The sequence below is a fragment of the Stenotrophomonas sp. YJH_SMC_37 genome (assembly GCF_059370035.1).
Map to the genome: position 1 here is coordinate 69944 of NZ_JCAFTG010000012.1, position 23819 is coordinate 93762.

Annotated in this window: 20 protein-coding genes and 2 pseudogenes; 13 read left to right on the plus strand and 9 right to left on the minus strand. The window is 64.0% G+C overall.

The genetic code is table 11. The features are described 5' to 3' along the window. Positions 1 to 2 precede the first annotated feature (2 nt). The 7 genes from AC5P8J_RS16315 (at position 3) to AC5P8J_RS16345 (ending at position 9922) form a co-directional block, all read left to right on the plus strand. Positions 3 to 416, plus strand: coding sequence for an ExbD/TolR family protein (locus tag AC5P8J_RS16315; protein ID WP_005411740.1), 414 nt, complete (start codon positions 3 to 5; stop codon positions 414 to 416). 102 nt (positions 417 to 518) lie between these two features. Continuing rightward, entirely contained in the window at positions 519 to 1979 is a 1461-nt protein-coding gene (gene cls / locus AC5P8J_RS16320; protein ID WP_026346894.1) for a cardiolipin synthase, read from the plus strand. A gap of 40 nt (positions 1980 to 2019) precedes the next feature. Further along, on the plus strand, positions 2020 to 2289 hold the full coding sequence (locus tag AC5P8J_RS16325) for a hypothetical protein (protein ID WP_155028723.1): 270 nt from the start codon (positions 2020 to 2022) through the stop codon (positions 2287 to 2289). Between the two features lie 9 nt (positions 2290 to 2298). After that, positions 2299 to 3042: a pyridoxine 5'-phosphate synthase gene (locus AC5P8J_RS16330; protein ID WP_005411743.1), complete on the plus strand. Its 744-nt coding sequence runs from the start codon at positions 2299 to 2301 to the stop codon at positions 3040 to 3042. A 145-nt stretch (positions 3043 to 3187) separates the two neighbouring features. Continuing rightward, positions 3188 to 4279, plus strand: a complete 1092-nt coding sequence (locus AC5P8J_RS16335) for a PA0069 family radical SAM protein (protein ID WP_227854075.1) — start codon at positions 3188 to 3190, stop codon at positions 4277 to 4279. Positions 4280 to 4471: 192 nt separating this feature from the next. Next, positions 4472 to 7687 carry a DUF6531 domain-containing protein gene (locus tag AC5P8J_RS16340; RefSeq protein ID WP_155028725.1) on the plus strand — a complete coding sequence of 1072 codons (3216 nt, stop codon included), beginning with the start codon at positions 4472 to 4474 and terminating at the stop codon, positions 7685 to 7687. Positions 7688 to 7702: 15 nt separating this feature from the next. Next, positions 7703 to 9922: an RHS repeat-associated core domain-containing protein gene (locus AC5P8J_RS16345; RefSeq protein WP_155028726.1), complete on the plus strand. Its 2220-nt coding sequence runs from the start codon at positions 7703 to 7705 to the stop codon at positions 9920 to 9922. A gap of 515 nt (positions 9923 to 10437) precedes the next feature. Here the strand turns inward: AC5P8J_RS16345 and AC5P8J_RS16350 are convergent. Beyond that, a pseudogene (locus AC5P8J_RS16350) lies at positions 10438 to 10653 on the minus strand (2OG-Fe(II) oxygenase); the annotation flags it as partial. Between the two features lie 78 nt (positions 10654 to 10731). Between AC5P8J_RS16350 and AC5P8J_RS16355 the strand changes: the two are divergent. Further along, positions 10732 to 11022 (plus strand): hypothetical protein, encoded by a 291-nt coding sequence (locus AC5P8J_RS16355; RefSeq protein ID WP_134732008.1) that lies wholly within the window; start codon positions 10732 to 10734, stop codon positions 11020 to 11022. Further along, entirely contained in the window at positions 11019 to 11489 is a 471-nt protein-coding gene (locus AC5P8J_RS16360) for a hypothetical protein (protein ID WP_227854074.1), read from the plus strand. Before AC5P8J_RS16355 ends, AC5P8J_RS16360 begins: the two co-directional genes overlap by 4 nt. Positions 11490 to 11551: 62 nt before the next feature. Here the strand turns inward: AC5P8J_RS16360 and AC5P8J_RS16365 are convergent, their stop codons facing one another. The 3 genes from AC5P8J_RS16365 to AC5P8J_RS16375 form a co-directional block, all read right to left on the minus strand. Next, entirely contained in the window at positions 11552 to 12262 is a 711-nt protein-coding gene (locus tag AC5P8J_RS16365) for a 2OG-Fe(II) oxygenase (RefSeq protein ID WP_019658815.1), read from the minus strand. A 108-nt stretch (positions 12263 to 12370) separates the two neighbouring features. Continuing rightward, entirely contained in the window at positions 12371 to 13387 is a 1017-nt protein-coding gene (locus tag AC5P8J_RS16370; RefSeq protein WP_134732006.1) for a class 1 fructose-bisphosphatase, read from the minus strand. A gap of 340 nt (positions 13388 to 13727) precedes the next feature. Beyond that, positions 13728 to 14930, minus strand: coding sequence for an amino acid aminotransferase (locus tag AC5P8J_RS16375; protein ID WP_111099267.1), 1203 nt, complete (start codon positions 14928 to 14930; stop codon positions 13728 to 13730). Between the two features lie 172 nt (positions 14931 to 15102). Here AC5P8J_RS16375 and AC5P8J_RS16380 point away from each other — a divergent pair, with 172 nt between their 5' ends. Then, positions 15103 to 17193, plus strand: coding sequence for a TonB-dependent receptor family protein (locus AC5P8J_RS16380; protein ID WP_111104098.1), 2091 nt, complete (start codon positions 15103 to 15105; stop codon positions 17191 to 17193). Between the two features lie 80 nt (positions 17194 to 17273). Here AC5P8J_RS16380 and AC5P8J_RS16385 read toward each other — a convergent pair whose 3' ends face one another. Continuing rightward, positions 17274 to 17612, minus strand: a complete 339-nt coding sequence (locus AC5P8J_RS16385) for a hypothetical protein (protein ID WP_005411772.1) — start codon at positions 17610 to 17612, stop codon at positions 17274 to 17276. A 147-nt stretch (positions 17613 to 17759) separates the two neighbouring features. On the opposite strand from AC5P8J_RS16385, the gene AC5P8J_RS16390 reads away from it, so the two are divergent. The 3 genes and pseudogenes from AC5P8J_RS16390 to ligD form a co-directional block, all read left to right on the plus strand. Beyond that, the gene (locus AC5P8J_RS16390; RefSeq protein ID WP_021204615.1) at positions 17760 to 18158 is read left to right on the plus strand and encodes a hypothetical protein; all 399 of its coding nucleotides are present in this window, start codon (positions 17760 to 17762) and stop codon (positions 18156 to 18158) included. Between the two features lie 139 nt (positions 18159 to 18297). Then, positions 18298 to 19218 (plus strand): non-homologous end joining protein Ku, encoded by a 921-nt coding sequence (gene ku, locus AC5P8J_RS16395; protein WP_021204616.1) that lies wholly within the window; start codon positions 18298 to 18300, stop codon positions 19216 to 19218. Between the two features lie 109 nt (positions 19219 to 19327). After that, a pseudogene (gene ligD, locus AC5P8J_RS16400) lies at positions 19328 to 20275 on the plus strand (non-homologous end-joining DNA ligase); the annotation flags it as partial. 75 nt (positions 20276 to 20350) lie between these two features. Here the strand turns inward: ligD and AC5P8J_RS16405 are convergent. From AC5P8J_RS16405 to AC5P8J_RS16420, 4 genes are all read right to left on the minus strand, one after another. Next, positions 20351 to 20743, minus strand: a complete 393-nt coding sequence (locus tag AC5P8J_RS16405; protein ID WP_227854078.1) for a hypothetical protein — start codon at positions 20741 to 20743, stop codon at positions 20351 to 20353. A gap of 103 nt (positions 20744 to 20846) precedes the next feature. Further along, the gene (adhP, locus tag AC5P8J_RS16410; RefSeq protein WP_180877398.1) at positions 20847 to 21875 is read right to left on the minus strand and encodes an alcohol dehydrogenase AdhP; all 1029 of its coding nucleotides are present in this window, start codon (positions 21873 to 21875) and stop codon (positions 20847 to 20849) included. A 96-nt stretch (positions 21876 to 21971) separates the two neighbouring features. Continuing rightward, entirely contained in the window at positions 21972 to 22610 is a 639-nt protein-coding gene (gene eda / locus AC5P8J_RS16415) for a bifunctional 4-hydroxy-2-oxoglutarate aldolase/2-dehydro-3-deoxy-phosphogluconate aldolase (RefSeq protein WP_058983180.1), read from the minus strand. After that, a complete protein-coding gene (locus AC5P8J_RS16420) occupies positions 22597 to 23616 on the minus strand; it encodes a sugar kinase (RefSeq protein WP_227854073.1) in 1020 nt (339 codons plus the stop codon). The genes eda and AC5P8J_RS16420 overlap by 14 nt, the downstream gene beginning before the upstream one ends. Positions 23617 to 23819: the final 203 nt, after the last annotated feature.

A 23819-nucleotide genomic window follows, 5' to 3' on the forward strand; every position in this document is an offset into this window, starting at 1 on the left:
CCATGGCATTCAGTAGTGGTGGTGGCAAGGGCCCCATGGCAGACATCAACGTCACGCCCCTCGTGGACGTGATGCTGGTTCTGCTGATCATCTTCATCGTGACCGCGCCGATCATGACGTACCCGATCGCCGTGGACCTGCCGCAGCGCGTGCTCAACCCACCGCCGCAGCTGGTCGAACCGCCGCCGCCGATCGAACTGAAGATCGACGCCAGCAACCAGGTCTCGTGGAACAACAGCCCGATCAACACCAGTGAGCTGCAGCAGCGGATGGAGCAGGAGGTCCAGCGTGACCCGACCAACCAGCCGGAACTGCGCATCGACGCCAGCCCGGATTCCGAGTACGACGTGATGGCCAAGGTTCTGGCCGCTGCGAAGAACGCTCAGATGAAGAAGATCGGTTTTGTGCAGCAGTAATCGCTACACCGCAACACAACAGTCATGACGCGACTGCAGACGCCCCTGGAGACAGGGGCGTTTTTTTCTATGCCTGCCGGCCTGGACCGCTATGATCGGCGGATGCTCGCCCTCTTCGACTCCCTGCGTCATTGGCTCGACGGCATCGCCCACCTTGGCTCGATCCTGGCGGTGGCCTACCTGCTGTACCTGCTCGCGCTGACCGGCTGGATCATGCTGCAGAAGCGTGAGCCGGTCGCCACGCTGAGCTGGATCCTGTCGTTGGCGCTGCTGCCCTACCTCGGCTTGTTCATCTACTACCTGCTGGGCCCGCAGAAGGTGAAGCGGCAGCGTCTGCGCCGTGGCCGCGCGCGCTCGGGCATGGAGCACTACAGCGACGTCTGCCCACCCGACGCCGACTGCACCGAGCTGGCCAAGATCGCCCAGGCCACGACCGGGCTTGCGCCGAGCAGCGCCACCGAAGTGACATGGCTGGTGGACGGCGCGGCGACCTACGCGGCGCTGCTTGAGGCCGTCGCACAGGCACGCGACCACGTGCATCTGGAGTACTACATCTTCAACCCGGACCATGCTGGCACCGCCCTGCGTGACGCGCTGGTGGAACGCGCACAGGCCGGCGTGCAGGTTCGCCTGCTGCTCGACGCCGTGGGCTCTTCCGCCCTGCCCCGCCGCTTCCTGCAGCCGCTGCTCGACGCCGGTGGTGAAGCGATCTGGTTCCACCCACGGCAGCTGCTGAAGCCGTTCAAGCGCCCCTGGTTGAACCTGCGTACCCATCGCAAGCTGGTGATCGTCGACGGCCGGCTGGCGTTCACCGGTGGCATCAACATCACCGACGACGAGGATGAAAGCCGCAGGGCGGATGCCTACCGCGACCTGCACATGCGCATCCGCGGCCATGTAGTGCGCAGCCTGCAGCTGGTATTTGCCGAGGACTGGCTCTACGCCAGCGGGCAGGATCCCTCGCGCATGGACATCGCCCGCCTGTGGCCAGCCGACATGCCGCTGCGCGGTGACGGTGCGATCAACGCCCAGGTGCTGGTCTCCGGCCCGGACTCGGGCTGGGAAACGATCCATCGCCTGCATGTGGCGGCGATCCAGGAAGCGCACGAGCGCGTGTGGCTGGTCACACCGTATTTCGTGCCGGGTGAAGCGGCGCGGATGGCGTTGACCTCGGCTGCACTCGGCGGCCTGGATGTGCGCTTGCTGGTACCGAAGATGAGCGATTCCTGGTTCGTGACCCAGGCCGCCCGCTCCTACTTCGATGAACTGTTGCACGCAGGGGTGAAGATCTACGAGTACGGCCCGCGCATGCTGCATACCAAGGCTTTCATCGCCGACGACGATGTCTGCATCGTCGGCAGCGCCAACTTCGACCACCGCAGCTTCCGCCTGAACTTCGAGCTGTCGATGATGATCAGCGACCGTGACCGCGTCGCCGCCCTGGCCGAACTGCTGCAGGGCGAATTCGACCGTTCCACGCGGGTGCACGACCAGGCCGGCCGCTCGCTGTGGCTGCACCGCCTGCCGGAAGCCTTCGCCCGGCTGGCCTCGCCGCTGCTCTGACGCAGCGCTACACTGCGCCGATCACCCGGGGAGCCCGACTATGTACTGGTTGTACCTGCTGCTGGCGCTGGGCTGTTTCGCCTTCGCCCTGAAGACTCCCAGCGCCGGGCTGATGAGCCTGTGCCTGCTGGCCGCCCTCGCCTTCCTGCTGGCCTGGGTACGCGGACGCTACGTGGCCCGCTTCGGCGACCTTCAGCGGGACCCTGCCACCCTTGTCGATGCCGAGGAGCTGCGCCGCCTGCGCGAGCAGGCCCAGGCCCGCCGCAATGTCGACGCCAACGACCACGATCCGTCCCCTCTTTCCAAGTAGTTCCGTTCCATGACCCAGCTCAGCGTCAACGTCAACAAGATCGCCGTCCTGCGCAATTCGCGCGGCGGCGCCGAACCGGACGTGGTGCGTGCCGCCCAGGCCTGCCTGGATGCCGGTGCACATGGCATCACCGTGCACCCGCGGCCGGACCGCCGCCACATCACCGCCGAGGACGTGTTGGCGCTGTCCACGTTGACCCGTGCGCGTGGAGTGGAATTCAACATCGAAGGCAATCCATTCGCGCCGCCGCGCGAGGGCTACCCAGGCCTGCTGCCGCTGTGCGCGCAGACCCGCCCGGCGCAGGCGACGCTGGTGCCGGATGGCGATGGACAGATCACCTCCGACCATGGCTTCGACTTCGAGCGGGATGCCGAGCGGCTGCGACCACTGGTGGCCGAACTGAAGGCGATGGGCTGCCGGGTCAGCCTGTTCGTCGATGCTGGCAACCCACTGCTGGAGCAGGCGGCCGAAGTCGGTGCAGATCGTGTCGAGCTGTATACCGGCCCCTACGCCGAAGCGCACGCGGCTGGCGACGCTGCGGCGATGCTGGAACTGTTCGCCACTGCGGCGCGGCGGGCGCAGGCGGTAGGCTTGGGCGTCAACGCCGGCCACGACCTGTCGCAGGACAACCTGCGCGATTTCCTGGCCCACGTGCCGGACGTGCTGGAGGTGTCGATCGGCCATGCGCTGATCGGCGAGGCGCTGTATGACGGGCTGGATGCTACGGTGCGCGGCTACCTGGCGCTGCTCTGACCGATGGATGCAGCCGAGCATGGGCTCGGCTCTACAAGGTACCCGTATCAACTGTAGAGCCGAGCCCATGCTCGGCTCAGCACCGCCCTGAACCCTTCAGGCGGCCGTCGCAGCCATTGAGACGGCCACGACGTACGCTGCCGCAATGGGTATTGCGATCAAGGGCCGAGGTTCCACGTCCCACCTTGCCGGGCGCTTTGAAAGCACCGTCAGCGAGGCGGTGGACGATGGCTGGGCGGTGGACGAGAGCGAGGAGTTCCTTGCCCCGCGTCTCCGCACCGAGGTGCGTGCCGAGACCGCGCGTAGCATCATCACCCGCAACACCTCGCCGGACGTGGGATTCAGCCAGTCGGTGAATCCGTATCGCGGTTGCGAGCATGGATGTTCCTACTGCTTCGCGCGCCCCTCGCACGCCTATCTGAACCTGTCGCCGGGCCTGGACTTCGAAACCAAGCTGTTCGCCAAGACCAATGCGCCGCAGTTGCTGCGCAAGGAACTGTCGAAACCGGGCTACGTGCCGCAGCCGATCGCCCTGGGCATCAACACCGACGCGTACCAGCCGATCGAACGCAAGTTCAAACTCACCCGCCAGCTGATCGAGGTGATGCTGGAAACCAAGCATCCGTTCTCGCTGATCACCAAGAACGCGCTGGTCGAGCGCGATATCGATCTGCTTGCACCGTTGGCCGCGGAGAACCTGGTCAGCGTGCATTTCTCGGTGACTTCGCTGGACCCGCATCTTTCCGCAAAGCTGGAACCGCGCGCATCGGCACCGCATGCACGACTGCGCGCGATGAAGCGCCTGCATGAAGCGGGCATTCCGGTCGGGGTGATGGTGGCGCCGGTAATTCCGTGGATCAACGACAGCGAGCTGGAAGCCGTGCTGGAGGCCGCACACGATGCAGGTGCGAGCACTGCCGGCTACGTGCTGCTGCGCCTGCCGCTGGAAGTGGCGCCGCTGTTCCGGGACTGGCTCGATACGCACCATCCCGATCGCGCCGCGCATGTGATGAGCACCATCCAGCAGCTGCGCGGCGGCAAGGACTACGACAGCCAGTTCGGCACACGCATGCGCGGCCAGGGCGTGTATGCGGAGCTATTGAGCAACCGCTTCAAGCTGGCGCGCAAGCGTCTGGGTTTCAATGCGCAGAACAGCCATTGGCCGAAGCTGGATTGCAGCCGGTTCGTGAAGCCGTTGCCGCCGAAGAAGGATTCGCCGCAGGGTTCGCTCTTCTGAGGCGTGTACGTCTGCTGGCGAATGCATCAGCGATTCGTCGCGCTGTGCTGTACCCAGCTCATTGATGGGCAATGCACGAAAAACATTAGGTGCCTCCATTGCACCGTTACAGCGTGCTGTCATAGACTCGTTACAAACATGAATTCCCGATGACTGAATGAGTCGGTCTCGGATGAGGAGCTAGGCAAGCGCATGACGCACGTTGCAACGCGGAACACCCTGCAGTCCCGTCTTCTTCTTCTGCCGCTGCTTTGCCTGCCGATGGCATTGGCAACCGCGGCAAACACTCTCGAAACCGTTCAGGTCACCGCCAAACGCCCTGCTGGAGGTAGCGGTGTAGGTGGTTTTGGATTTGGCGGCGGCAGTGGTGTCCACCTGTCCGAGTCTCAAATGGACAATGGCGGCGGCGGTGCAATTCCGACCGAAACCGCGAAGGAGCAGCCGACCGATGACAAAGAGAAGGATTGCAACGGCCGCAAGGGTAATCCTGTCGTTCTCTACAGCGGCAACAAGGTCGAACCAGAACTTGATTTCGCCAGCCAGGGCGAAATGGGCCTGTTCCTGCAGCGCAACTACAATCACTACTGGAGCGCGACCGGGCTGTTCGGCAATCACTGGCTGAGCAACTTCGACTATTCGCTCGCATTCACCGATGCAAATCAGCTGGCGTGGGTGCAACGGCCCGACGGTCGTCGCATCAAGTACCTCAAGGATCCGGCCAGCGGTCGCTGGTATGAGGACAAGGCCCAGCCCATCGCGTACCTGTCTGCGAACGGCAATGGCACGTTTACGCTTCGAAACGAAAACAACGGTACGGAGACCTACAACGCCGAGGGCTATATCACCCGACTCAGCAATGAGCAGGGCGTGAGCTGGACGTTCTCCTATGCTGACCGTTACTTGCAGAAGGTGACGCACTCCTCTGGACGCAGCGTCAGCTTTGGCTGGGCCAACGGACAGGTCAGCCAGGTGACCGATCCGGCCGGCAACATCTATCGCTACACCTATACCCCCAATGTGTTCGGGAACGGACGTGGGCGGCTCGCCAGCACGACGCTGCCTGGCACACCTGCAACGACGATCAGTTACCACTACGAAGATGCCCGCTTCCCGGGTGCCCTGACTGGCAAGTCTTTTAATGGCGTGCGCTATTCCACGTTTGCGTACGACGCGGAGCGCCGCGCCATCAGCACAGAGCACAATGGTGGCATTGAACGGTTCCGCTTCAGTTACGCCGTACGCAGCACCGAACCGGTGCTGCCGCCCCCCGCTCCGACTCGACCCGGGGGTCTCCGCGCCGATGAGGAGCGTGGATGGTGCGAACAGCGCACCGGAGGCACACGCATCTGCTATCAGCCGCGCTCACTGCCTGTTGGCTCGCTGCCGATGGAGAGCGCACTCGGTATGACCGCCGCCGCTGCGCCGAGCCTTACGCGGCCCGTCGATATCGATGTCACCGTGATCAACCCTCTTGGCCGCAGCACCACCTACACGTTCAAGGACGGAAAGATGGTGTCGACCAAGGGTGATCCGTCGCCGAACTGCCCTGCCAGCTACAAGGAGCAGAGCTACGACGCCAATGGGTACCCTGATCTGGTCCATGATTTCCAGGACAATCTGACCAACTTCGACTACAGCGCACAGGGCTACTTGCTGAAGCGGGTGGAAGCGGTCGGCAGCTCGGCCGAACGTACGACGTTGCAGGAGTGGGATACCGCGCGTAACCGACTGCTCAAGACGACAGTGGTGGGGGATCTCGAAGTCGCCTACACCTATGACGATCGCGGAAACGTGGCCAGCGTAACCGAGCGCAATCTGACGGCACGTGGGGTGCTAAGCCAGACGCGGGTCACCCGCACAACCTATACCTATCATGCCAATGGTCTGAAGGCCTCGGTCAAGGTCGACGGCCCTCTTGCGCAGGATGACGTCACCTCCGTCTTTAATAGTCAGGGCGATCTGACCAGTGTCACCAACGCGCTTGGTCATACGATCAGCTATTCCAACTACAACGGACTGGGGCTGCCGGGGCGCATCGTCAACGCGAACGGTGGTGTGCGAGAGTTGACGTATGACGGCCGTGGCCGCGTTGTGTCCGACAGAACCAGTTCGGGAACTGGCTGGGCGACGACCGCCATTGGCTACACCGCTGCAGGTGACATCGCCTCGCTTACCCAGCCTGATGGCGTGACAGTCCGCTACGGCTACGATGCAGGGCGCCGCCTGACGCAGGAAGTCCGTTCAATGGGGGACGGCAAGTGGGCGTGGACCCGTCATAGCTACAACAACGCTTCCAATCGCACGCGCACTGAGGTTTCACAAACCGACTATCCGATGGATTCGATGGTGAGCGGCGTGATTGACGAAATCACTCATGATGCGCAGTGGAACTGGTTCGTGCGTGGCTGGGCCTGTTCCACTGGCTCGGCTGGGTCAATCCAGGTGGACGGTTACGCCGACGGCAACGTCTACCTGGGTAGCACACAAGCAAACCTTGCCAGCGAGCCAGGAGTTGCAGCGGCTTGCCAAGCATCAGGGAGTGCCTATAGGTATCAGTTGCCGATATCGCTAGCCCAGAGGCAGCAGTTCGGCGGCCGCAAGTTCTCCGTCTACGGCCAATCTCCGCAGGGCCGCGGCCAGGACCGACCGCTCGCGAACTCAGGCGTGTTTGCGATTCCAACGGCAAACATCGTTGGTGACATCGGCGGCGTGACCCAGGACGGCAACTGGAACTTCTTCATTGAAGGCTGGGCCTGCTCAGTTGGCGTGGATGCCTCGATCGACGTACACGTCTATGCCGGCGGGGCAGCTGGCGGCGGCACATTCGTAGCTTCGGGACGCGCCAACATGGCGACCGACGGAAACGTCGCCAACGCGTGCCAGGCACGTGGAAATGCCTATTGGTTCAAGATTCCTCTTGACGGCAACGTACGATCGAATCACGGGGGAAAAGCACTATACGTGCACGGAATCTCGCCTGTTGGCGGTCCGAACCTGACCATCAATCGCTCGGGTACGTTCACGGTCCCCGCAGTGGTGCGCAATGCAGAACTCGTCAGCGCTTCGGCATCACCCCGCCAGATATTCAATGGTGGCTCATCGGAGCTGACGTTCCAGTTCCGTAATACCGGGAACGTCGTGTGGAATCCTGGCGACACCTATCTCGCATTCGGAATTCTTCAGCTCAATGAAAGCATGGGCCTAGCTGGACCGGTGCCGCCCGGGGCGGTTGCAACCTTTACCAAGAGCGTTGGTCCGAAGAACACCGGGAATGGCAACGTCAGCTTCATCTACAAGGCGCAGATGGCCTCTGGCGGTGCTGCGTGGGGCATGGAGGGGAGGACGACATTGTCTGTTGAGAACAACATGGGAAGCTGTGGTCGCGTCACCTGCGAACGGCCTCGGTAACAAAGGACTGTCCATATGTCAGCACTGACGCTTGCCCTGATCGGGCTGAACGCTGTTGTCTCCGTCAATACATATGAGTACGACGAGCTGGGCCGCGTGATTGTCGAGCGCGGAAACGGCGTACAGAACGTGCGTTATGCCTATGACGCGGAGGGACGCGTCACCCAGGTCACCGATTCGCAGAATCGGGTTACCCGGATGAGCTACGACGCACGCGGTCGCTTGATTCAATCAATCGATGCTGCTGGAGGGACGACGCAGATTGCGTACGATCATGCAGATCGTCCGATCCGAGTGAGCGATCCGCGCAATCTGGTCACCACCTATGAGTTCGATGGCTTCGGCCAGATGTGGAAGCAGGTGAGTCCAGATACGGGAACGACTCAGCATCAATACGACGCTACGGGCCTGCGGACTTCGACGACGCGGGCCGATGGTAGTGTCGTCTCCTTCGGCTATGACGGCCTGGGACGAATGACTTCTGCGAGCGCAGAAGGCCGAACGATGGGTTATAGCTACGATTGGTGCGGCAACGGTAAAGGTCAGCTGTGCGGCACTTCAGGGCCCGGAACCGCCACCCATTTTGCCTATACACCGAACGGACAGCTGCAGATACGGCGCGACTTCACCGATCTGTCTGGTCAGAAGACGGACTACAGCACCACCTATGGATACGACGGCATCAATCGCCTGAGCCAGATCACCTATCCCAACGGTGACAAGGCGACCTACACATATGGCTCCCAAGGAAAACCAAGTGCGTTGATGGCGACGGTCGACGGGACTCAACGCTCAATCATCTCCCAGGCCAACTGGAAGGTCACGGGAGCGCATGAGTGGCTGGCCTATGGCAACGGGCTTGCCCGGGGCTACAACCATGATCAGGAGGGGCGGCTGACCGCAATGTCGGTCTGGGGACCCAATGGCAGCAAGGTCAGCTATTGGGACTATCAGTACAGCGGCGATGGCGAAATCACCGCCATTGTCGACGCTGTCGACCCGAACATGACCCAGTTGATCGGCTACGACGCGTTGAGTCGTATGACCAAGCTGACCCGCTTCGGTGTCATCAACAATCTTTCCTACGATGCCGGCGGCAATCACGACCGCTATCAGGCAGGCAATCAGCTGACCCAATACAGCATCGACCCGGGGAGCAACCGGGTGCTGAACTACACCAACCAGGACGGCAGCCGTCAGTACCAGTACGACGCATTGGGAAATCGTATCAGCGAGACCGCAGGCAGCCGGATCAGCACCTATGAGTACAATGCATTCAATCGCATGAGCCGCAGCAACATCGGTGGCACTGCGACTGATTACGTGCTCAATGCGCAGGGGCAGCGCGTTGCAAAGATCAACCAGAACACCAACAGTCGCTACTTCTACGTTGGCCAAAACCAGCTTATGACCGAGCTGAACAATGGCGTGTGGACCAACTATTTCTGGTTCGAAGGTGAACTGGTGGGTTTGGCTCGCAGCGGGCAGCACAATTATGTGCATACCGATCATCTTGGACGCCCGGAGTTCGTCACCAGCCCGAGCCAGCAGACCGTCTGGAAGGCGTACAACTACGCCTATGGGCGCAGTGTCCAGAAGGATGAGATTGGCGGGTTGAACATTGGCTTCCCGGGCCAGTACTACGATGTGGAAAGCGGCCTCTGGTACAACGGCTTCCGCGACTATGACGCGAGCATTGGCCGGTATGTGCAGAGTGATCCGATTGGATTGGCAGGGGGAACCAATACCTATGCATATGTAGGCGGAAACCCCATTTCCTTCACGGATCCTTATGGACTCTGTGGAATCAACTACCTTGACCTTGCTATTGGAATTGCTGACTTCCATATCGGAAGAGTTGAACTCGCCGGTGGTGCCGCCACTGCAATCATAGGTGCCGGATTTGGGTCAGAAGAAGCAATGGCTGCAGGCGCGTTGGCCGGAGGTCTTGGGTGGGCAACCATGTATGATGGCGCAGCTGGTGTCTGGGGTGCCTTTGACGGAAAGAAGCGTGACCCTGCGTTACAAGAGGTTGGTGGAGCTCTTCTGGGATACCACGGAGCTAAGGCGGGGAGAATCATCTCTGACTGGACGACCATTCGCGGTGGATTCAAAGGTCTGAGGAGCGTCATGCGAGGTAAAGCGACTCTGCAAGGAGCCTATGACGCCGCAAAAGCCGGGAAAGAGATGGTAGATAGCCAGTCGTCCGGCACCGATCCGTGCGATTGCAAGTGAGAGAATGATGAAGATTCTACTTTGGGCACCTGTAGTTATATTTTCTTTGCTGTCATTGAGAGCAGTAGCTTTCGTCGTGTACCAAGGGATAAATGGATCCCCCTTCGAGGAGGAGGAGATCATAGTTGCTGGGATCGGATTGATCTGTGGTTGGATCGCCTGGGTTATGTACAAGACCTTGATCAGACCATGGAGGAAGCCGAAGTCCTAGTATTGAGCTGGAGATCGTGAGTCACCCAGTCGCCGGATGGACCTTTCGCGCAGCCCGTTGCGCTGGGCTACCGTTCAGCGCAACGGACGAAAGGCGACCGATAGCGCGCATCGTAAACAAGAGATCACTGGTCAATTGTCTCTGTACCTTGCCATGGCTATCTTGATCGGACTGAAGGCCACTCTTCTATCTTCAGTTCAACTTTCAACTCGAAATCTGCGTCGAGAAGGTCAGTGCCTGGCAACATAGCAACGACGATTTCTGACTGTTCTTTGGACCCACGAAATACTTGGGTTAGCCCCCCCTATCCCCCAGACAACTTCTGCGCACTCTGGAACAGGATCCAGCTGGTGGCGATGAACTTGTCGTCGCCCTGCGGCCGGTTGCCACGATGGGCGTGGGTGAACGCGATCGGGGCGATCAACAAACTGCCGATGCGAAGTACGATCTTCCGCCCCTGGAACAGGAACTCGGTCTCGCCTTCGTCAATGTCGTCGTTGAGGTACAGCGTCCACAAGAGGAGCGTTCAGCATCATGGATGCGAACCATATCCGCCTACTGGTTCAAGTCGATGCTTCCGGATCCATGAGCGCATGAAATGAAGATCATCTACTGGCTGGGCATCGCGTTCCTGTGGATGCTCCCATTGAACTTTCTTCTACTGACAGCGGCCAAATTGCTGTCAGCGGATCCGCTAGGCAGCGAAGAGCTGGTCGGCCTCGGCATGGCCGTATTTGGTGGGGCAGCGGGAGGGATCCTGTATCGCCGTCGTCCTCGCAAGCCCCTCGCTCCGTCGAGCATCCATGATCCGGTGCACGGGGCAAAGACGACTGAAGCCTTGCGGGATTCAAGTTGCGACGAACAACGACAGTCGGGGAATGGGCCTTGAAAAAGGTACCGTTGCGCCATCTGCTCCTGTGCACTGTCATTGTGGCCCTGACAAGCGGTACTTATCTTTCAATGTTTGGATCCATCGGACGTGGCGATTGGACCGGAAAGCCTACAGAAGCAGAACTGCGCGCTGCCACCGATACCTTTGAACTCCCTTCAGGGGTCCATCCCACGAACGTTACGTTCTTACCGAAGGTCACGTTCCTGGGGGCCGTCTTCGACGCCGAGCTCGAATCTGATCCAGAGCAGATCGCCGCTTTCTTCATCAAACAAGCCGCAGAGAAGCGGTGGCGACTGCAGAAAGACAAACGGCAGCGCGATTACAGATTGATGGTCTTCTGCGAGGATCGCCTGGCGCGCTCGGTAGAGCTGACGACAAGGGGCAGTACGGTGAAGCTCTATGGAGGAACCTACTGGGACTCGGACAGGGGCGGCGACTACTACTGCTCTCCTGAGGCCCGGTAATCCACCGACGGCATAACGAACTTGCCTGGATACCGGCCTCAATCGGGAGGGGCGCGATGCCCTCACCCTCCCCCAAACAACTTCTGCGCGCTCTGGAACAGGATCCAACTCGTCGCGATGAACTTGTCCCCACCCTGTGGCCGGTTGCCACGATGGGTGTGGGTGAACGCCGTCGGCGCAATCAGCAGGCTACCGGTGCGTGGTGCGATCTTCCGCTCCTGGAACAGGAACTCGGTTTCGCCCTCTTCGAACTCGTCGTTGAGGTACAGCGTCCACAACACGTGCCGATGCAGGGTCTCGGCCTGCACATCCTTCGGGTACAGCTCGCAGTGCCAGTAGGGGTACCCGCCCTCGCCCGCCGCATACCACTGCAGGTTGATGGCGCCGGGGCGCAGGCAGGTGCGCGCAAGATCCGCCAGTTGTTGTGGAGGCATGTCGGGGAAGTCCTCGGCAGACAGGCGTCGCGGTTGGCCGTTGCTGTCCTGGACCTGCAACATCAGCGGCGCAATCAACGCCTGTGGATAACGGCGTAGATAAGTCAGCAGGCCATTGAACACCGCATGCTGCAGCTGATGGTCCACATCCTGCCAGCCATCAAGTCCGCTGATGCGCAGATCCTTGCTGTGCTTGAGTTCCGGGAACACACCACTGCCTACCGCACCTGGCCGCAGGCCCTGTGCAGCGCGCATGCGCTCGACGATCGCCGCGCAGACCTCGCTGGGGACCGCATTGTGGATGACTTCGATGAAATCGACCGGGCCCTGCTCGTGCATGCGTGCATTCCTTAGGCGGCAACGGCTTGATGGTGCCGTTTGCCGCCCTCGGTGTCACCTCACGGTCATGTCATCGTTCTGCCATGTCCGCTGTCAGGCGATAGGCCGTCAGCCCTGCGCGTCGTCGTGCGCGTGGTGGTAGCGCACGGCTTCGGCCACTTCCTCGCGCGAACCCAGGAACACCGGCACGCGCTGGTGCAGCTGGTCGGGCTGGATGTCGAGGATGCGTTCGCGGCCGGTCCAGGCGGCGCCGCCGGCCTGTTCGACCAGCAGGCCCATCGGGTTGGCTTCGTACATCAGCCTCAGCTTGCCGGCCTTGGACGGATCCTTCTTGTCCCACGGGTAGATGAAGATGCCGCCGCGGGTCAGGATGCGATGCACGTCGGCCACCATGCTGGCGATCCAGCGCATGTTGAAGTTCTTGCCGCGCGCGCCTTCCTTGCCCGCCAGCAGGTCGCTGACGTAGGCCTGCATCGGCGCTTCCCAGTGACGCTGGTTGGACATGTTGATGGCGAATTCCTGGGTGGCCGCCGGAATCTGCATGTTCTCGGTGGTCAGCACGAACTCGCCCTTCTCGCGGTCCAGAGTGAAGGCGTGGGTGCCATGGCCGACGGTCAGCACCAGCTGGGTGCTGGGCCCGTAGATGCAGTAGCCGGCGGCGATCTGCTTGCTGCCCGGCTGCAGGAAGGCGTCATCGCCCGGCAGTTCGACATTGGTCGGGCAACGCAGCACCGAGAAGATGGTGCCGACGGAGACGTTGACGTCGATGTTGGAGCTGCCATCGAGGGGATCGAACAGCAGCAGGAAATCACCGCGCGGATAGATGTCCGGCACCGGCTGGCTGTGGTCCATTTCCTCCGAGGCGCAGGCGGCGAGGTGGCCACCCCAGGCGTTGGCTTCAAGCAGGATCTCGTTGCTGATGACGTCCAGCTTCTTCTGCGCTTCACCCTGCACGTTGCCGGTACCGGCATCGCCGAGCACGCCACCGAGGGCGCCCTTGCTGACGGCGATGGAGATGCTGGTGCAGGCGCGGGCCACCACGGCGATCAGCTGGCGCAGGTCGGCATTGATGCGGCCGGCGTGCTGTTCCTGGATCAGGAAGCGGGTCAACGAAGTACGGGACATGGGCGGGCAGGTCTCGGCAGCGGGAAAACGCCTATTGTCGCTGGTCTGGCGGGCGCGTGCGTGAGCGCGGGAAGGCGTAATCGTTTCCAGATGCGTTGCGCTCGTGGCGCCTTCCTTTTGTCGAGGCTCGCGGGAGGGGAAGGCGATGCAGGACACGCTGCAAGTACGTCCCTGTAAGCTCGATGGCGCCATCCATGGCGCCAACGGTCCTGCATCGCCTCCCCCTCCCGCGAGCGTCAGGGTTCGCCGCGAGCGCGGTGGGGATGGCAAAGGCAAGAGCAGGAGCAAAAAACAAAGGCGCCTGTCGGCGCCTTTGTCCTCAAGCTACTGGAGCGTTGCTTCAGCCCTTGGCGACGGTGGCCACCGCCTTGGCGACGTATTCCAGGTTGTTCTGGTTCAGCGCGGCCACGCAGATGCGACCGGTGCCGACGGCGTAGATGCCGAACTCGTCGCGCAGGCGCTCGACCTGCTCACGGCTCAAGCCGGAGTAGGAGAACATGCCGGCCTGCTCGTTGATGAAGCCGAACTGCGGGGCACCTGCAGCGGCCAGCTTCTCGACCAGGCCCTGGCGCAGGGCATGGATGCGCTCGCGCATCTCGGTCAGCTCCTGCTCCCACATCGCGCGCAGTTCCGGGTGGGTCAGCACGCCGGCCACCAGCGCAGCACCGTGGGTGGATGGGCTGGAGTAGATGGTGCGGATCACGCGCTTGACCTGCGACTGCACCGCCTTGGCGTCAGCGGCGGTCGGCGCCACCATCGACAGCGCACCCACGCGCTCGCCATACAGCGAGAACGACTTGGAGTACGAGTTGGCGACGATGAAGCTGTCGATGCCGGCTTCGGCGATGATGCGCACCGCGGCGCCGTCCTGCTCGATGCCCTTGTCGAAGCCCTGGTAGGCCATGTCGATGAAGGGGAACAGCTGCTTGTCCTTCAGCAGCTGTGCGACCTGCTTCCACTGGGTGACCGTGAGGTCGGCACCGGTGGGGTTGTGGCAGCAGGCGTGCAGCAGCACCACGGTGCCGGCTTCCAGCTTGCCCAGGTCCGCCAGCAGGCCGTCGAAGTTGACGCCGTGGGTGGTCGGATCGAAGTAGGTGTAATCCAGCACCTCGAAGCCGGCCGCGCTGAACACGGCGCGGTGGTTTTCCCAGCTCGGGTTGCTCAGCGCAACGGTGGCGTGCGGCAGCAGCTTCTTCAGCACGTCGGCGCCGACGCGCAGCGCACCGCTGCCACCAACGGTCTGCGCGGTGGTCACGCGGCCAGCGGCCAGCAGCGGCGAATCCTTGCCGAACACCAGCTCACGCGTGGCCTGCGTGTACGCCGGCAGGCCGTCGATCGGCAGGTAGCCGCGCGGTTTGGCTTCAGCGGCGAGCTGCTGCTCGATCTGCTTGACGGCGCGCAGCAGCGGAATGCGGCCGCTCTCGTCGTAGTAGATGCCCACACCCAGGTTGACCTTGGTCGGGCGGCTGTCGGCGTTGTACGCCTCGGTCAGGCCCAGGATCGGGTCACCTGGGACCAGTTCCACGTTTGCAAAGAAGGACACGGCGGTACTCGTTCGGTAGACGGAAAGGGGGAGGAAGTGCGCTACGCGGTCTGCGGCGTTTCGGCCGGAAACAGCCCATCGTAACAAAGCCTGCCGGGGGCTGGCCGCCGCCATCGTCATCCACGGCCCCGTACCATGGCGTGCGTTGCCGCCCGACCCATCAACCTGAATCATGAAAACTGCCGCACGCCGCCGTAGCCTGCCGCTTTCCGCCCTGCTGCTGTCGCCCTGGGCGGTGATGGCCGCGCCTGCGCCCACCGCCCTGCCGGCGGTGCAGGTACAGGCTGCACGGGTGCCGGGCATCGACCCGTTCGCGCTGCCGGCCAGCCAGGACACGGTCTGGATCGATGCCAGCCGCGCTGGCACCGGCGCGCAGCTGTCCGAAGCGCTGGCTGGGGTACCCGGTCTGCTGGCGCGCGACCGGCAGAACTTCGCCCAGGACACCCAGCTGTCGATCCGTGGCTTCGGCGCGCGTTCGACCTTCGGGGTGCGCGGGGTACGGGTGTTGATCGACGGGGTCCCTGCAACCATGCCCGATGGCCAAGGCCAGCTGTCACATGCCAGCCTGCTTGGTGCCGAACGCATCGAGGTGCTGCGTGGGCCGTTTTCCGCGCTCTACGGCAATTCCTCCGGTGGCGTGCTGCAGGTCTGGAGCGAACAGGGCCAGGCCGGCGACCCGTGGCGGTTGCGGCTCAGCGCCGGTGCCGACAACACGCTGAGCGTCGGTGCACAGCTGAAGGGGGCCGGCCAAGTACTGGACTACAACATCGCCGCCAATCACTTCCGCACCGATGGCTGGCGCGATCACAGCCAGGCACGCCGTGAATCGCTCAACGCGCGCATCGGGGGCGAGCTGGGCGGCGGGCGGCTGGAGCTGTTGCTCAATGCGCTTGATGCACCGGATGCGCAGGACCCGCTGGGCCTGACCCGTGCCCAGGTGGCGGCTGACCCGCGCCAGGCCACGGCAGTCGCGCACCAGTACAACACCCGCAAATCGGTGCGCCAGCAGCAGGCCGGCCTGCGCTGGACACGTGAAACCGGGCCGCAGCGCTGGCAGCTGATGGGCTATGCCGGCCAGCGCGCGGTACGCCAATACCTGCCGATCCCACCGACCGCCCAGGCCAACCCCCTGCATGCCGGTGGGGTGATCGATCTGGAGGGCGGCTACGGCGGGTTGGACGCGCGCTGGGGCTGGCAGGGTGACCTTGCCGGCCGGCCGCTGGACCTGGTGGCCGGGCTCAGCGCCGACCGCCAGCGCCAGCATCGCACCGGCCATGAGAACTTCCTCGGCAGCGCCCTGGGCGTGCGTGGACGGCTGCGTCGTGACCAGATCGACGTCGTGCAGAACGTGGACCAGTTCGCCCAGGCCTGGTGGCAATGGAGCCCGCGCTGGTCGTTGCTGGCCGGCCTGCGCCACAGCACCGTGCGTTTCAACTCGGACGATCGCTACATCACCGCCCGCAACCCGGATGACAGTGGTCACCGGCGCTACCAGGCGACCACGCCGGCGGCCGGGATCAGCTTCGAAGCGAGCCCGCAGTGGCGGCTGCACGCGGCGGTGGGACGTGGCTTCGAAACGCCTACCTTCAACGAACTGGGCTATCGCGCCGACGGCCAGGCGGGATTGGCGCTGGATCTGGCGGCCGCCCGCAGCCGCAATCTGGAGATTGGAAGCAAGTGGCACGCGCAAGGCGGAGCCCAGCTCGATGTCAGCGTATTCCGCGCAGATACCAACGATGAGCTGGCAGTTGCCAGCAATATCGGCGGGCGCAGCACCTATCGCAACATCGGCCGCACCCGCCGCCAGGGCATGGAACTGCAGTACCGGCAGCCGCTGGGCGAACAGCTGGAACTGCAGCTGGCATGGACCTGGCTGCAGGCTCAGGTGCGCTCGCCCTACCTGACCTCGAACACCTTGGTCGCCGCAGGCAGCCGCCTGTCCGGCGTGCCCCGCCAACAGGCCTTCGCACGCCTGCAGTGGAGCCCGGCTGAGTGGCAGTGGGCGCTGGAGGCCTCGGCCAGCAGCGATACCGTGGTAAATGACGTGGCGACCGAGCGCGCGCCGGGCTACGCCCTGCTGCACCTGGAAGCCGGCCGTCGATGGACGCTGCCGGGCGGTGAGCTGCGCGCCTTCGCCCGGCTGGAGAACGTGCTGGACCAGGCCTACATCGGCTCGGTGATCGTCAATGACGGCAACGGGCGCTTCTATGAGCCGGGACCGGGACGGCGAGCCAACGTCGGCCTGCAGTGGTCGTGGCGCTGAGTTGGTAGTGCCGGCCGCTGGCCGGCATCGCTTTGTGTAGGGCAGCCCAGACGTTGCCGGCCAGCGGCCGGCACTACCGGTCAGTCGGGGGCCTTGGCCGGCACGAACGGCGAGGTCGGGTCGCTGGCCGGGAACGTCTCCTCCAGCGCCTCGTCCTGGTTGTCGCTGGCGCGCTGCTTGCGCTCGCGGCGCTTGAGCGGGCTCTCCTGGCCACCACGGTGGCGGTCACCGCCATCCTTGCGGTCCTGGGCCGCCTGTTCAGCCTCGTGCTTCACCGGCAGGTGGTCGTGCTCGGCATCGAAGAACGGCGCGCCGGTGCCGCGGTAGTCGGCGTTGTCGGCATCGCGCTTGCCGCGCTGCTCGCCGGGAATGGGCGGGTGGTTCTCCCGCAGCGGGTCTCGCGAGGTCTCTCGGCTCATGGTCTGGTACCTGCCCTTGGGGGGATTCCACTACACCGCCCCGCAGGTAAAGCCGTTGCGAACCTGGCGTCATGAACATCTCGCTCACCCCCCGGTAACGGCACCGCGCGTATTCCTGCCCACCCGCCCCCGCTGCAGGAGCCGGCCATGCCCCGTCTTGAACGACCCGCACCGTCCGTGTTCAACGCCCTGCTCGATCCACTCGGCCAGCGCACTGCCCAGCGCCGCACGCGCCGCCAGGAAGATCCGCAGGCGGTGGCGCAGGACTACCTGCAGTACATGATCAGCGACTACGAGGAGAGGCGTGGCCAAAGCCACCGCAACTGGCGCGATCTGTGCCCGGTATATGCCTTCGCGCTGACGACCCATGCCGCGGATTGGCCACGCGGTGATGCTGCCGATACCTGCGAGGAACTGGCCGAGCATTGGGAACAGATGCGCGGGCAGTCGCGGCTGGGCTGGTCGCAGGCACGCCCGGTCGTGGAGGACGCCTGGCGCGCGCTGGACCATATCCCGGCGGCGGCGGTGAGGCCGTTGCTGCAGTAGTGGCGGGCACTTGAAGCAGCCGAGCGCGGGCTCGGCTCTACAGCCAAGTGGTCGCGCCACCTGACGTGCACGGCACGGACACGGTTGGTTTACGCCCTCCGGCCCACGCTGGGCACCCTGCCCCGCCAAAGGTACGCCCATGGCCCGCCCGATCTGGACTGGCACGCTCTCGTTCGGCCTGCTCAATGTGCCGGTGTCACTGATGTCCGGAGAGCGCAAGGTCGATCTGCAGTTCCGCATGCTCGACTCCCGCGATCGCAAGCCGATCCGCTTTGAGCGGGTCAACGCCGATACGGGCGAGGAAGTTCCCTGGAAGGACATCGTCAAGGCCTACGAGTACGACAAGGGCAGCTATGTCGTGCTGGAGGAAGGCGATATCCGTTCGGCGGCACCAGAAAGCCACGAGGCCGTAGAAGTGGAATCGTTCGTGGATGCATCGCAGATCGATCCGCGCTACTACGAGAAACCGTATTTGCTGGTGCCCGGCAAGAAGGCCGAGAAAGGCTATGTGCTGCTGCGCGAGACCCTGCGCAGCACCGGCAAGGTCGGTATCGCGCGGGTGGTCGTGCGCACACGCGAGTACCTGTGCGCGGTGATGCCGCATGAGGACGCACTGGTGCTGATGATCCTGCGCTATCCACAGGAACTGGTGGATCCGGAGGAGTACAAGCTGCCCACCGGCAAGCTGTCCGACTACCGCATCACCAGCAAGGAAACGGCGATGGCCGAACAGCTGATCGAGTCGATGGCCGGCGACTGGGATCCGTCGCAGTATCACGATGAATTCCGCGAGCGCCTGCAGCAGGTGTTGAACAAGCGCATCAAGTCCAAGGGGGGTACCACGCGGGTCGACGATGAGCCTGCACCGCGCGAGGACGCCAGCACCAATGTGGTCGATTTCATGGCGCTGCTGCAGAAGAGCCTGGATGCCAACAAGCGCACGCCAGCGAAAAAGACGGCAACGCGGAAAGCAGCCACCAAATCCACGGTAAAGAAGGCAGCCAAGAAGGCTGCGAAGAAAGCTGCAAAGAAGACCGCTGCACGCCGCAAGGCAGGTTGAGCATGTCGCTGGAGCAGTACCGGCGAAAGCGCCGACCTGGCGGCGGCGCAGGGCAGACGCCGGCGCCTGACGACACGCCCGCGCAGGGTGATCCGACGCGGCGGCCTACCTGCGCCAGGCTGGTTTCAAGCGGCTGCGCAGCGACACGCCGAAGGAGGACCTTGGAATGAACATCGCAGATACCGAAGCTGGAGGCGAGGTCCAGATTACTCATCCGGAGCGGGTGGTTTTTCCAAAGCAGAAGCTGACCAAGGGCGCCGTGGCCGACTACTACCAGCGCATGGCGCGCTGGATCCTGCCGGAAATCAGCGCGCGTCCGCTGTCACTACTGCGCTGCCCGGACGGCGTCGGCAAGGCCTGCTTCTTCCAGAAGCACCATGGTGCCGGCCTGGGCGATGCGGTACATGCGGTGCCGCTGCAGCAGAAGAGCGGGCGCGAGGATTACGTTTACATCGACGACGCACGGGGCCTGCTGCAGCTGGTGCAGATGAACACCCTGGAGTTGCATCCCTGGGGTGCAACCGTCGCCGACCCCGAGCATCCGGATCGGCTGGTGTTCGATCTTGACCCTGGAGAAGGCGTCAGCTGGGCACAGGTGAAGGCCGCTGCGCGTGACGTCCGTGACCGCCTGCAGGAGGCCGGCCTGAAGAGCTTCGTGCGGTTGTCCGGTGGCAAGGGCGTGCACGTTGTGGTGCCGCTGAAGCCCAGGGCCGACTGGGAACAGGCCAGGGTGTTCTGCGAGGCATTTGCCCGGGCGATGGCGGAGCGCGCGCCGGACCACTACGTGGCGACCATGAGCAAGGCCAAGCGTGGCGGCGTCATCTTCATCGACTGGCTGCGCAATACGCGGGGCGCCACCAGCGTGTGCTCGTGGTCGCTGCGTGCGCGTGAAAGTGCCGGTGTGGCGGTACCGCTGCGCTGGGAGGAACTGGCACGCGTCGGTGCGGCGGATGCGTTTTCGATGGCCAAGGCGCTGGCGCGCGCGAAGCGGCTGAAAGCGGATCCGTGGCAGGGCATCGATGCGTTGAAGCAGACGCTGCCGCGGATGGACCTGTAGAGCCGAGCCTATGCTCGGCTGCCTGTGTAAATGTGCATGAAAGCCGAGCACAGGCTCGGCTCTACAGGGGCGGCATCACCTTGCATCGCGCGAGGGACGACGGCCAAACCACCAGCCGGCCAGCAATTGCAGCGGCAGCGACGCCAGCAGCGAAATGACGAACCAGAGCGGGAAATCCGCACCCGCCGTCCACATCGCGTAGCCACAGCCCAGCGCGACCAGCGACCAGATCGAGAAGCCGTGCGAACGCGGCCAGCAGGGCGCGTAGTAGGTGGCAAAGGCGATACCCGCGATGCCACCGAGCACGCTGAAGGACAGGTCCCAGCCCAGCTGCGCGCTGTTGTTGTCCGGCGGCATGCCCACCAGCGGCGGCAGCCAGCTGGCGACGCTGCTCACCAGCGCAAGTGAAAGTACGCCGCCGAGCAGGGCAACGATGGACAGGAACAGGATCTTGAGCACGCCGGGCATGCACGCATTGTACGGCCGCGCGAGTGCCCGCTGGCGATGAATCGGCATGGCCGCCGCGTCCGTGGGAGAGGGGGACGGAGCGGCGGCGGCCATGCACGGAGGGTCAGGCGGCGAAGTCCAGTACGACGCGGCCTTCGATGGTGCCCGCGTGCATGCGTGCGAACACGTCGTTGATGTTTTCCAGGCGATCGGTGCTGACGGTGGCGGCGACCTTGCCCTCGGCAGCGAACTGCAGCGATTCCTGCAGGTCCAGGCGGGTGCCGACGATCGAGCCGCGCACGGTGATGCCGTTGAGCACCATGCCGAAGATATCCAGCGGGAAGTTGCCGGGCGGCAGGCCATTGAGCGAGACAGTGCCGCCGCGGCGGACCATGCCCAGTGCCTGCTCGAACGCCTTCGGCGACACCGCGGTGACCAGTGCACCGTGTGCGCCACCGATCTCCCTCTTCAGGAAGGCGGCCGGGTCGGTGGTACGCGCGTTGACGGTGACCTGCGCGCCGAGCTGCCGCGCCAGCGCCAGCTTGTTGTCATCCACGTCCACCGCCGCCACGTTCAGGCCCATTGCGCGGGCGTACTGCACGGCCATGTGGCCCAGGCCACCGATGCCGGAGATCGCCACCCAGTCACCGGGCCTGGTGTCGGTGACCTTCAGGCCCTTGTAGACGGTCACGCCGGCGCACAGCACCGGCGCGATCTCCACGAAGCCCACGTCCTTTGGAAGCAGGCCGACATAGTTGGCATCGGCCAGTGCGTACTCGGCGAAGCCGCCGTTGACCGAGTAACCGGTGTTGCGCTGCGTTTCGCACAGCGTTTCCCAGCCCCCCAGGCAGTGTTCGCAATGGCCACACGCCGAGTACAACCAGGGGATGCCGACCCTGTCGCCTTCCCTGACGTGCCCGACCCCGCCACCCACGGCCACGACGTGCCCCACGCCCTCGTGACCGGGGATGAACGGCGGGTTCGGTTTGACCGGCCAGTCGCCCTCGGCGGCGTGCAGGTCGGTGTGGCAGACACCACAGGCCTCGATCCTGACCAGTACCTCGCCCGCCCCCGGGCGTGGTACCGAGACTTCCTCGATGACCAGTGGCTTGCCGAACTCACGCACGACAGCGGCCTTCATGGTGGAATTCATGTTCGGATCTCCGTAGTGCGCTTGCCCACAGAATGACGCCGGCACGAGGCCGGCGCTTTGATCACGATCAAACCTTTGAAGATCCGTGCGCCGGGTTCAGCTGGCCAGCACCGAGGCCTCGCGGGCGAGGCGCTCGATGGCCTCCCAGTCGCGGGTCTGCAGCAGTGCCGGCGTGGTCAACCACGAGCCACCCACGCACAGCACGTTGGGCAGGTGCAGGAACTGCGGCGCGGTCTGCGCGCTGATGCCACCGGTCGGGCAGAAGCGCACGTCGGCGAATGGACCGTGCCAGGCCGCCAGCAGCGCGGCACCGCCGGCCTGCACGGCGGGAAAGAACTTGAACGTGTCTTGGCCGTGCTCCAGGCCCAGGATCAGGTCCGAGGCCGTGGCCGCACCGGGCAGGTACGGCAGGTCGGCATCGTGCGCGGCCGCGTACAGTGCCGGCGTGGCGCCGGGGGACACCGCGAAACGCGCTCCGGCCTGCTTCGCCGCCTGCATCTGTGCCGGGGTAAGCACGGTGCCGGCACCGATCACCGCGTCCGGTACGGCCTCGACCATGGCTGTGATCGCGTCCAGCGCCTGCGGCGTGCGCAGGGTCACTTCGATCACCGGCAGGCCGCCGCGGAACAGGGCCTGGGCCACTTCGACCGCGTCATTCACGTTTTCGGGGGTGTACACCGGAATCACCGGTGCCAGTTTCAGGACCGCGCGTACGCGCGGATCAGCGGCGGACATCGAATCGCTCCTCGCCCATCAGGGCCAGCACGTCAGCTTCGCTGACAGGATTGAAATCGCCGGGGATGGAGTGCTTCAGCGCCCCGGCGGCCAGGCCGAACCGCACGGTGGCGTCGGCATCAAGGCCGGACAGGATGCCATGCAGGATGCCGGCCGCGAAGGCATCACCGCCACCGATGCGGTCGACGATGCCCTGCAGATGACGCAGTGGGGCCTGTGCGCGGGTTCCGTCGCAACCCAGCAACACAGCGCCCAGCACATGGTGGTCCACGCTCAGCACCTGCCGCTGCGTGCAGGCCATCCACTGCAGTTGCGGAAAGGCACCGAACGCGGCGGCAGCGGCCGCGTCGATCCGCTCCATCAGGTCCGGCTGGGTGAAGCGGGTGCCCAGTACGACCTCCATGTCGCGGTAGTCGGCGAACACGATGTCGGCCTGCGCGAACAGTTCGCGCAATACCGCCTGCGCATCGCCTCCCCAGCGCTGCCAGAGGCGGGGCCGGAAATTGCCGTCGAAGGAGACGCGGACACCGGCCTGTCTTGCCGCGCGCGCCGCCGCCAGCGTGGCCGCCGCCACGTGCGGGCCCAACGCCGGGCTGACCCCGGAGACGTGCAGCCACTGCGCGTCCTGCAGCAGCGCTGGCCAGTCGTAGTCGGCTGCAGTGCTGCACGCGAACGCCGAATCCGCGCGGTCGTAGACCACTTCGCTCGCGCGCTGTACCGCGCCGGTGGTGAGGAAGTACAGGCCCATGCGGCCCTCGGCGTCCTCGCGCACACCGCGCGTATCCACGCCGTGCCGCCGCAGTTCACCCAGTACATGCGCCCCCAGCGCATTGCCGGCCACGGTGCTGACCATGGCCACCTGATGTCCAAGCCGGGACAGCGAGACACCCACGTTGGCTTCGGCCCCTCCCACATGGACCTGGAGTTGCGGCGACTGCAGCAGCAGTTCGTTGCCGGGGGCACCCAGGCGCAGCAACAACTCTCCAAAACACACGATACGACCCATCTCAGCTCCTTCACGCGTGCCACCAGCATGGGACACTGCATGGCGTGTAAGTGGACCACGCGAGGGGCGTGGCGATTGGCTAGCGGTGTCATTCTAGACCGAAGACGCCTTGAGAGCGCTTGGGCGATATGTCGAAACCTTTGTCCTGCAAGCGTCTTGGAGACATTGCAAATCTGTTGCGGTGCAAGATGCCCGATCCCGGT

Excerpts from the sequence above, each read along its gene's own strand:
- cls (WP_026346894.1), top strand. The coding sequence starts at position 519 with ATGCTCGCCCTCTTCGACTCCCTGCGTCATTGGCTCGACGGCATCGCC.
- ku (WP_021204616.1), top strand. The coding sequence starts at position 18,298 with ATGGCCCGCCCGATCTGGACTGGCACGCTCTCGTTCGGCCTGCTCAAT.
- AC5P8J_RS16315 (WP_005411740.1), top strand. The coding sequence starts at position 3 with ATGGCATTCAGTAGTGGTGGTGGCAAGGGCCCCATGGCAGACATCAAC.
- AC5P8J_RS16325 (WP_155028723.1), top strand. The coding sequence starts at position 2,020 with ATGTACTGGTTGTACCTGCTGCTGGCGCTGGGCTGTTTCGCCTTCGCC.
- AC5P8J_RS16420 (WP_227854073.1), bottom strand. The coding sequence starts at position 23,616 with ATGGGTCGTATCGTGTGTTTTGGAGAGTTGTTGCTGCGCCTGGGTGCC.
- AC5P8J_RS16405 (WP_227854078.1), bottom strand. The coding sequence starts at position 20,743 with ATGCCCGGCGTGCTCAAGATCCTGTTCCTGTCCATCGTTGCCCTGCTC.
- AC5P8J_RS16365 (WP_019658815.1), bottom strand. The coding sequence starts at position 12,262 with ATGCACGAGCAGGGCCCGGTCGATTTCATCGAAGTCATCCACAATGCG.
- AC5P8J_RS16330 (WP_005411743.1), top strand. The coding sequence starts at position 2,299 with ATGACCCAGCTCAGCGTCAACGTCAACAAGATCGCCGTCCTGCGCAAT.
- eda (WP_058983180.1), bottom strand. The coding sequence starts at position 22,610 with ATGTCCGCCGCTGATCCGCGCGTACGCGCGGTCCTGAAACTGGCACCG.
- AC5P8J_RS16390 (WP_021204615.1), top strand. The coding sequence starts at position 17,760 with ATGCCCCGTCTTGAACGACCCGCACCGTCCGTGTTCAACGCCCTGCTC.
- AC5P8J_RS16380 (WP_111104098.1), top strand. The coding sequence starts at position 15,103 with ATGAAAACTGCCGCACGCCGCCGTAGCCTGCCGCTTTCCGCCCTGCTG.
- AC5P8J_RS16340 (WP_155028725.1), top strand. The coding sequence starts at position 4,472 with ATGACGCACGTTGCAACGCGGAACACCCTGCAGTCCCGTCTTCTTCTT.
- AC5P8J_RS16385 (WP_005411772.1), bottom strand. The coding sequence starts at position 17,612 with ATGAGCCGAGAGACCTCGCGAGACCCGCTGCGGGAGAACCACCCGCCC.
- AC5P8J_RS16370 (WP_134732006.1), bottom strand. The coding sequence starts at position 13,387 with ATGTCCCGTACTTCGTTGACCCGCTTCCTGATCCAGGAACAGCACGCC.
- AC5P8J_RS16335 (WP_227854075.1), top strand. The coding sequence starts at position 3,188 with ATGGGTATTGCGATCAAGGGCCGAGGTTCCACGTCCCACCTTGCCGGG.
- adhP (WP_180877398.1), bottom strand. The coding sequence starts at position 21,875 with ATGAATTCCACCATGAAGGCCGCTGTCGTGCGTGAGTTCGGCAAGCCA.
- AC5P8J_RS16345 (WP_155028726.1), top strand. The coding sequence starts at position 7,703 with ATGTCAGCACTGACGCTTGCCCTGATCGGGCTGAACGCTGTTGTCTCC.
- AC5P8J_RS16355 (WP_134732008.1), top strand. The coding sequence starts at position 10,732 with ATGAAGATCATCTACTGGCTGGGCATCGCGTTCCTGTGGATGCTCCCA.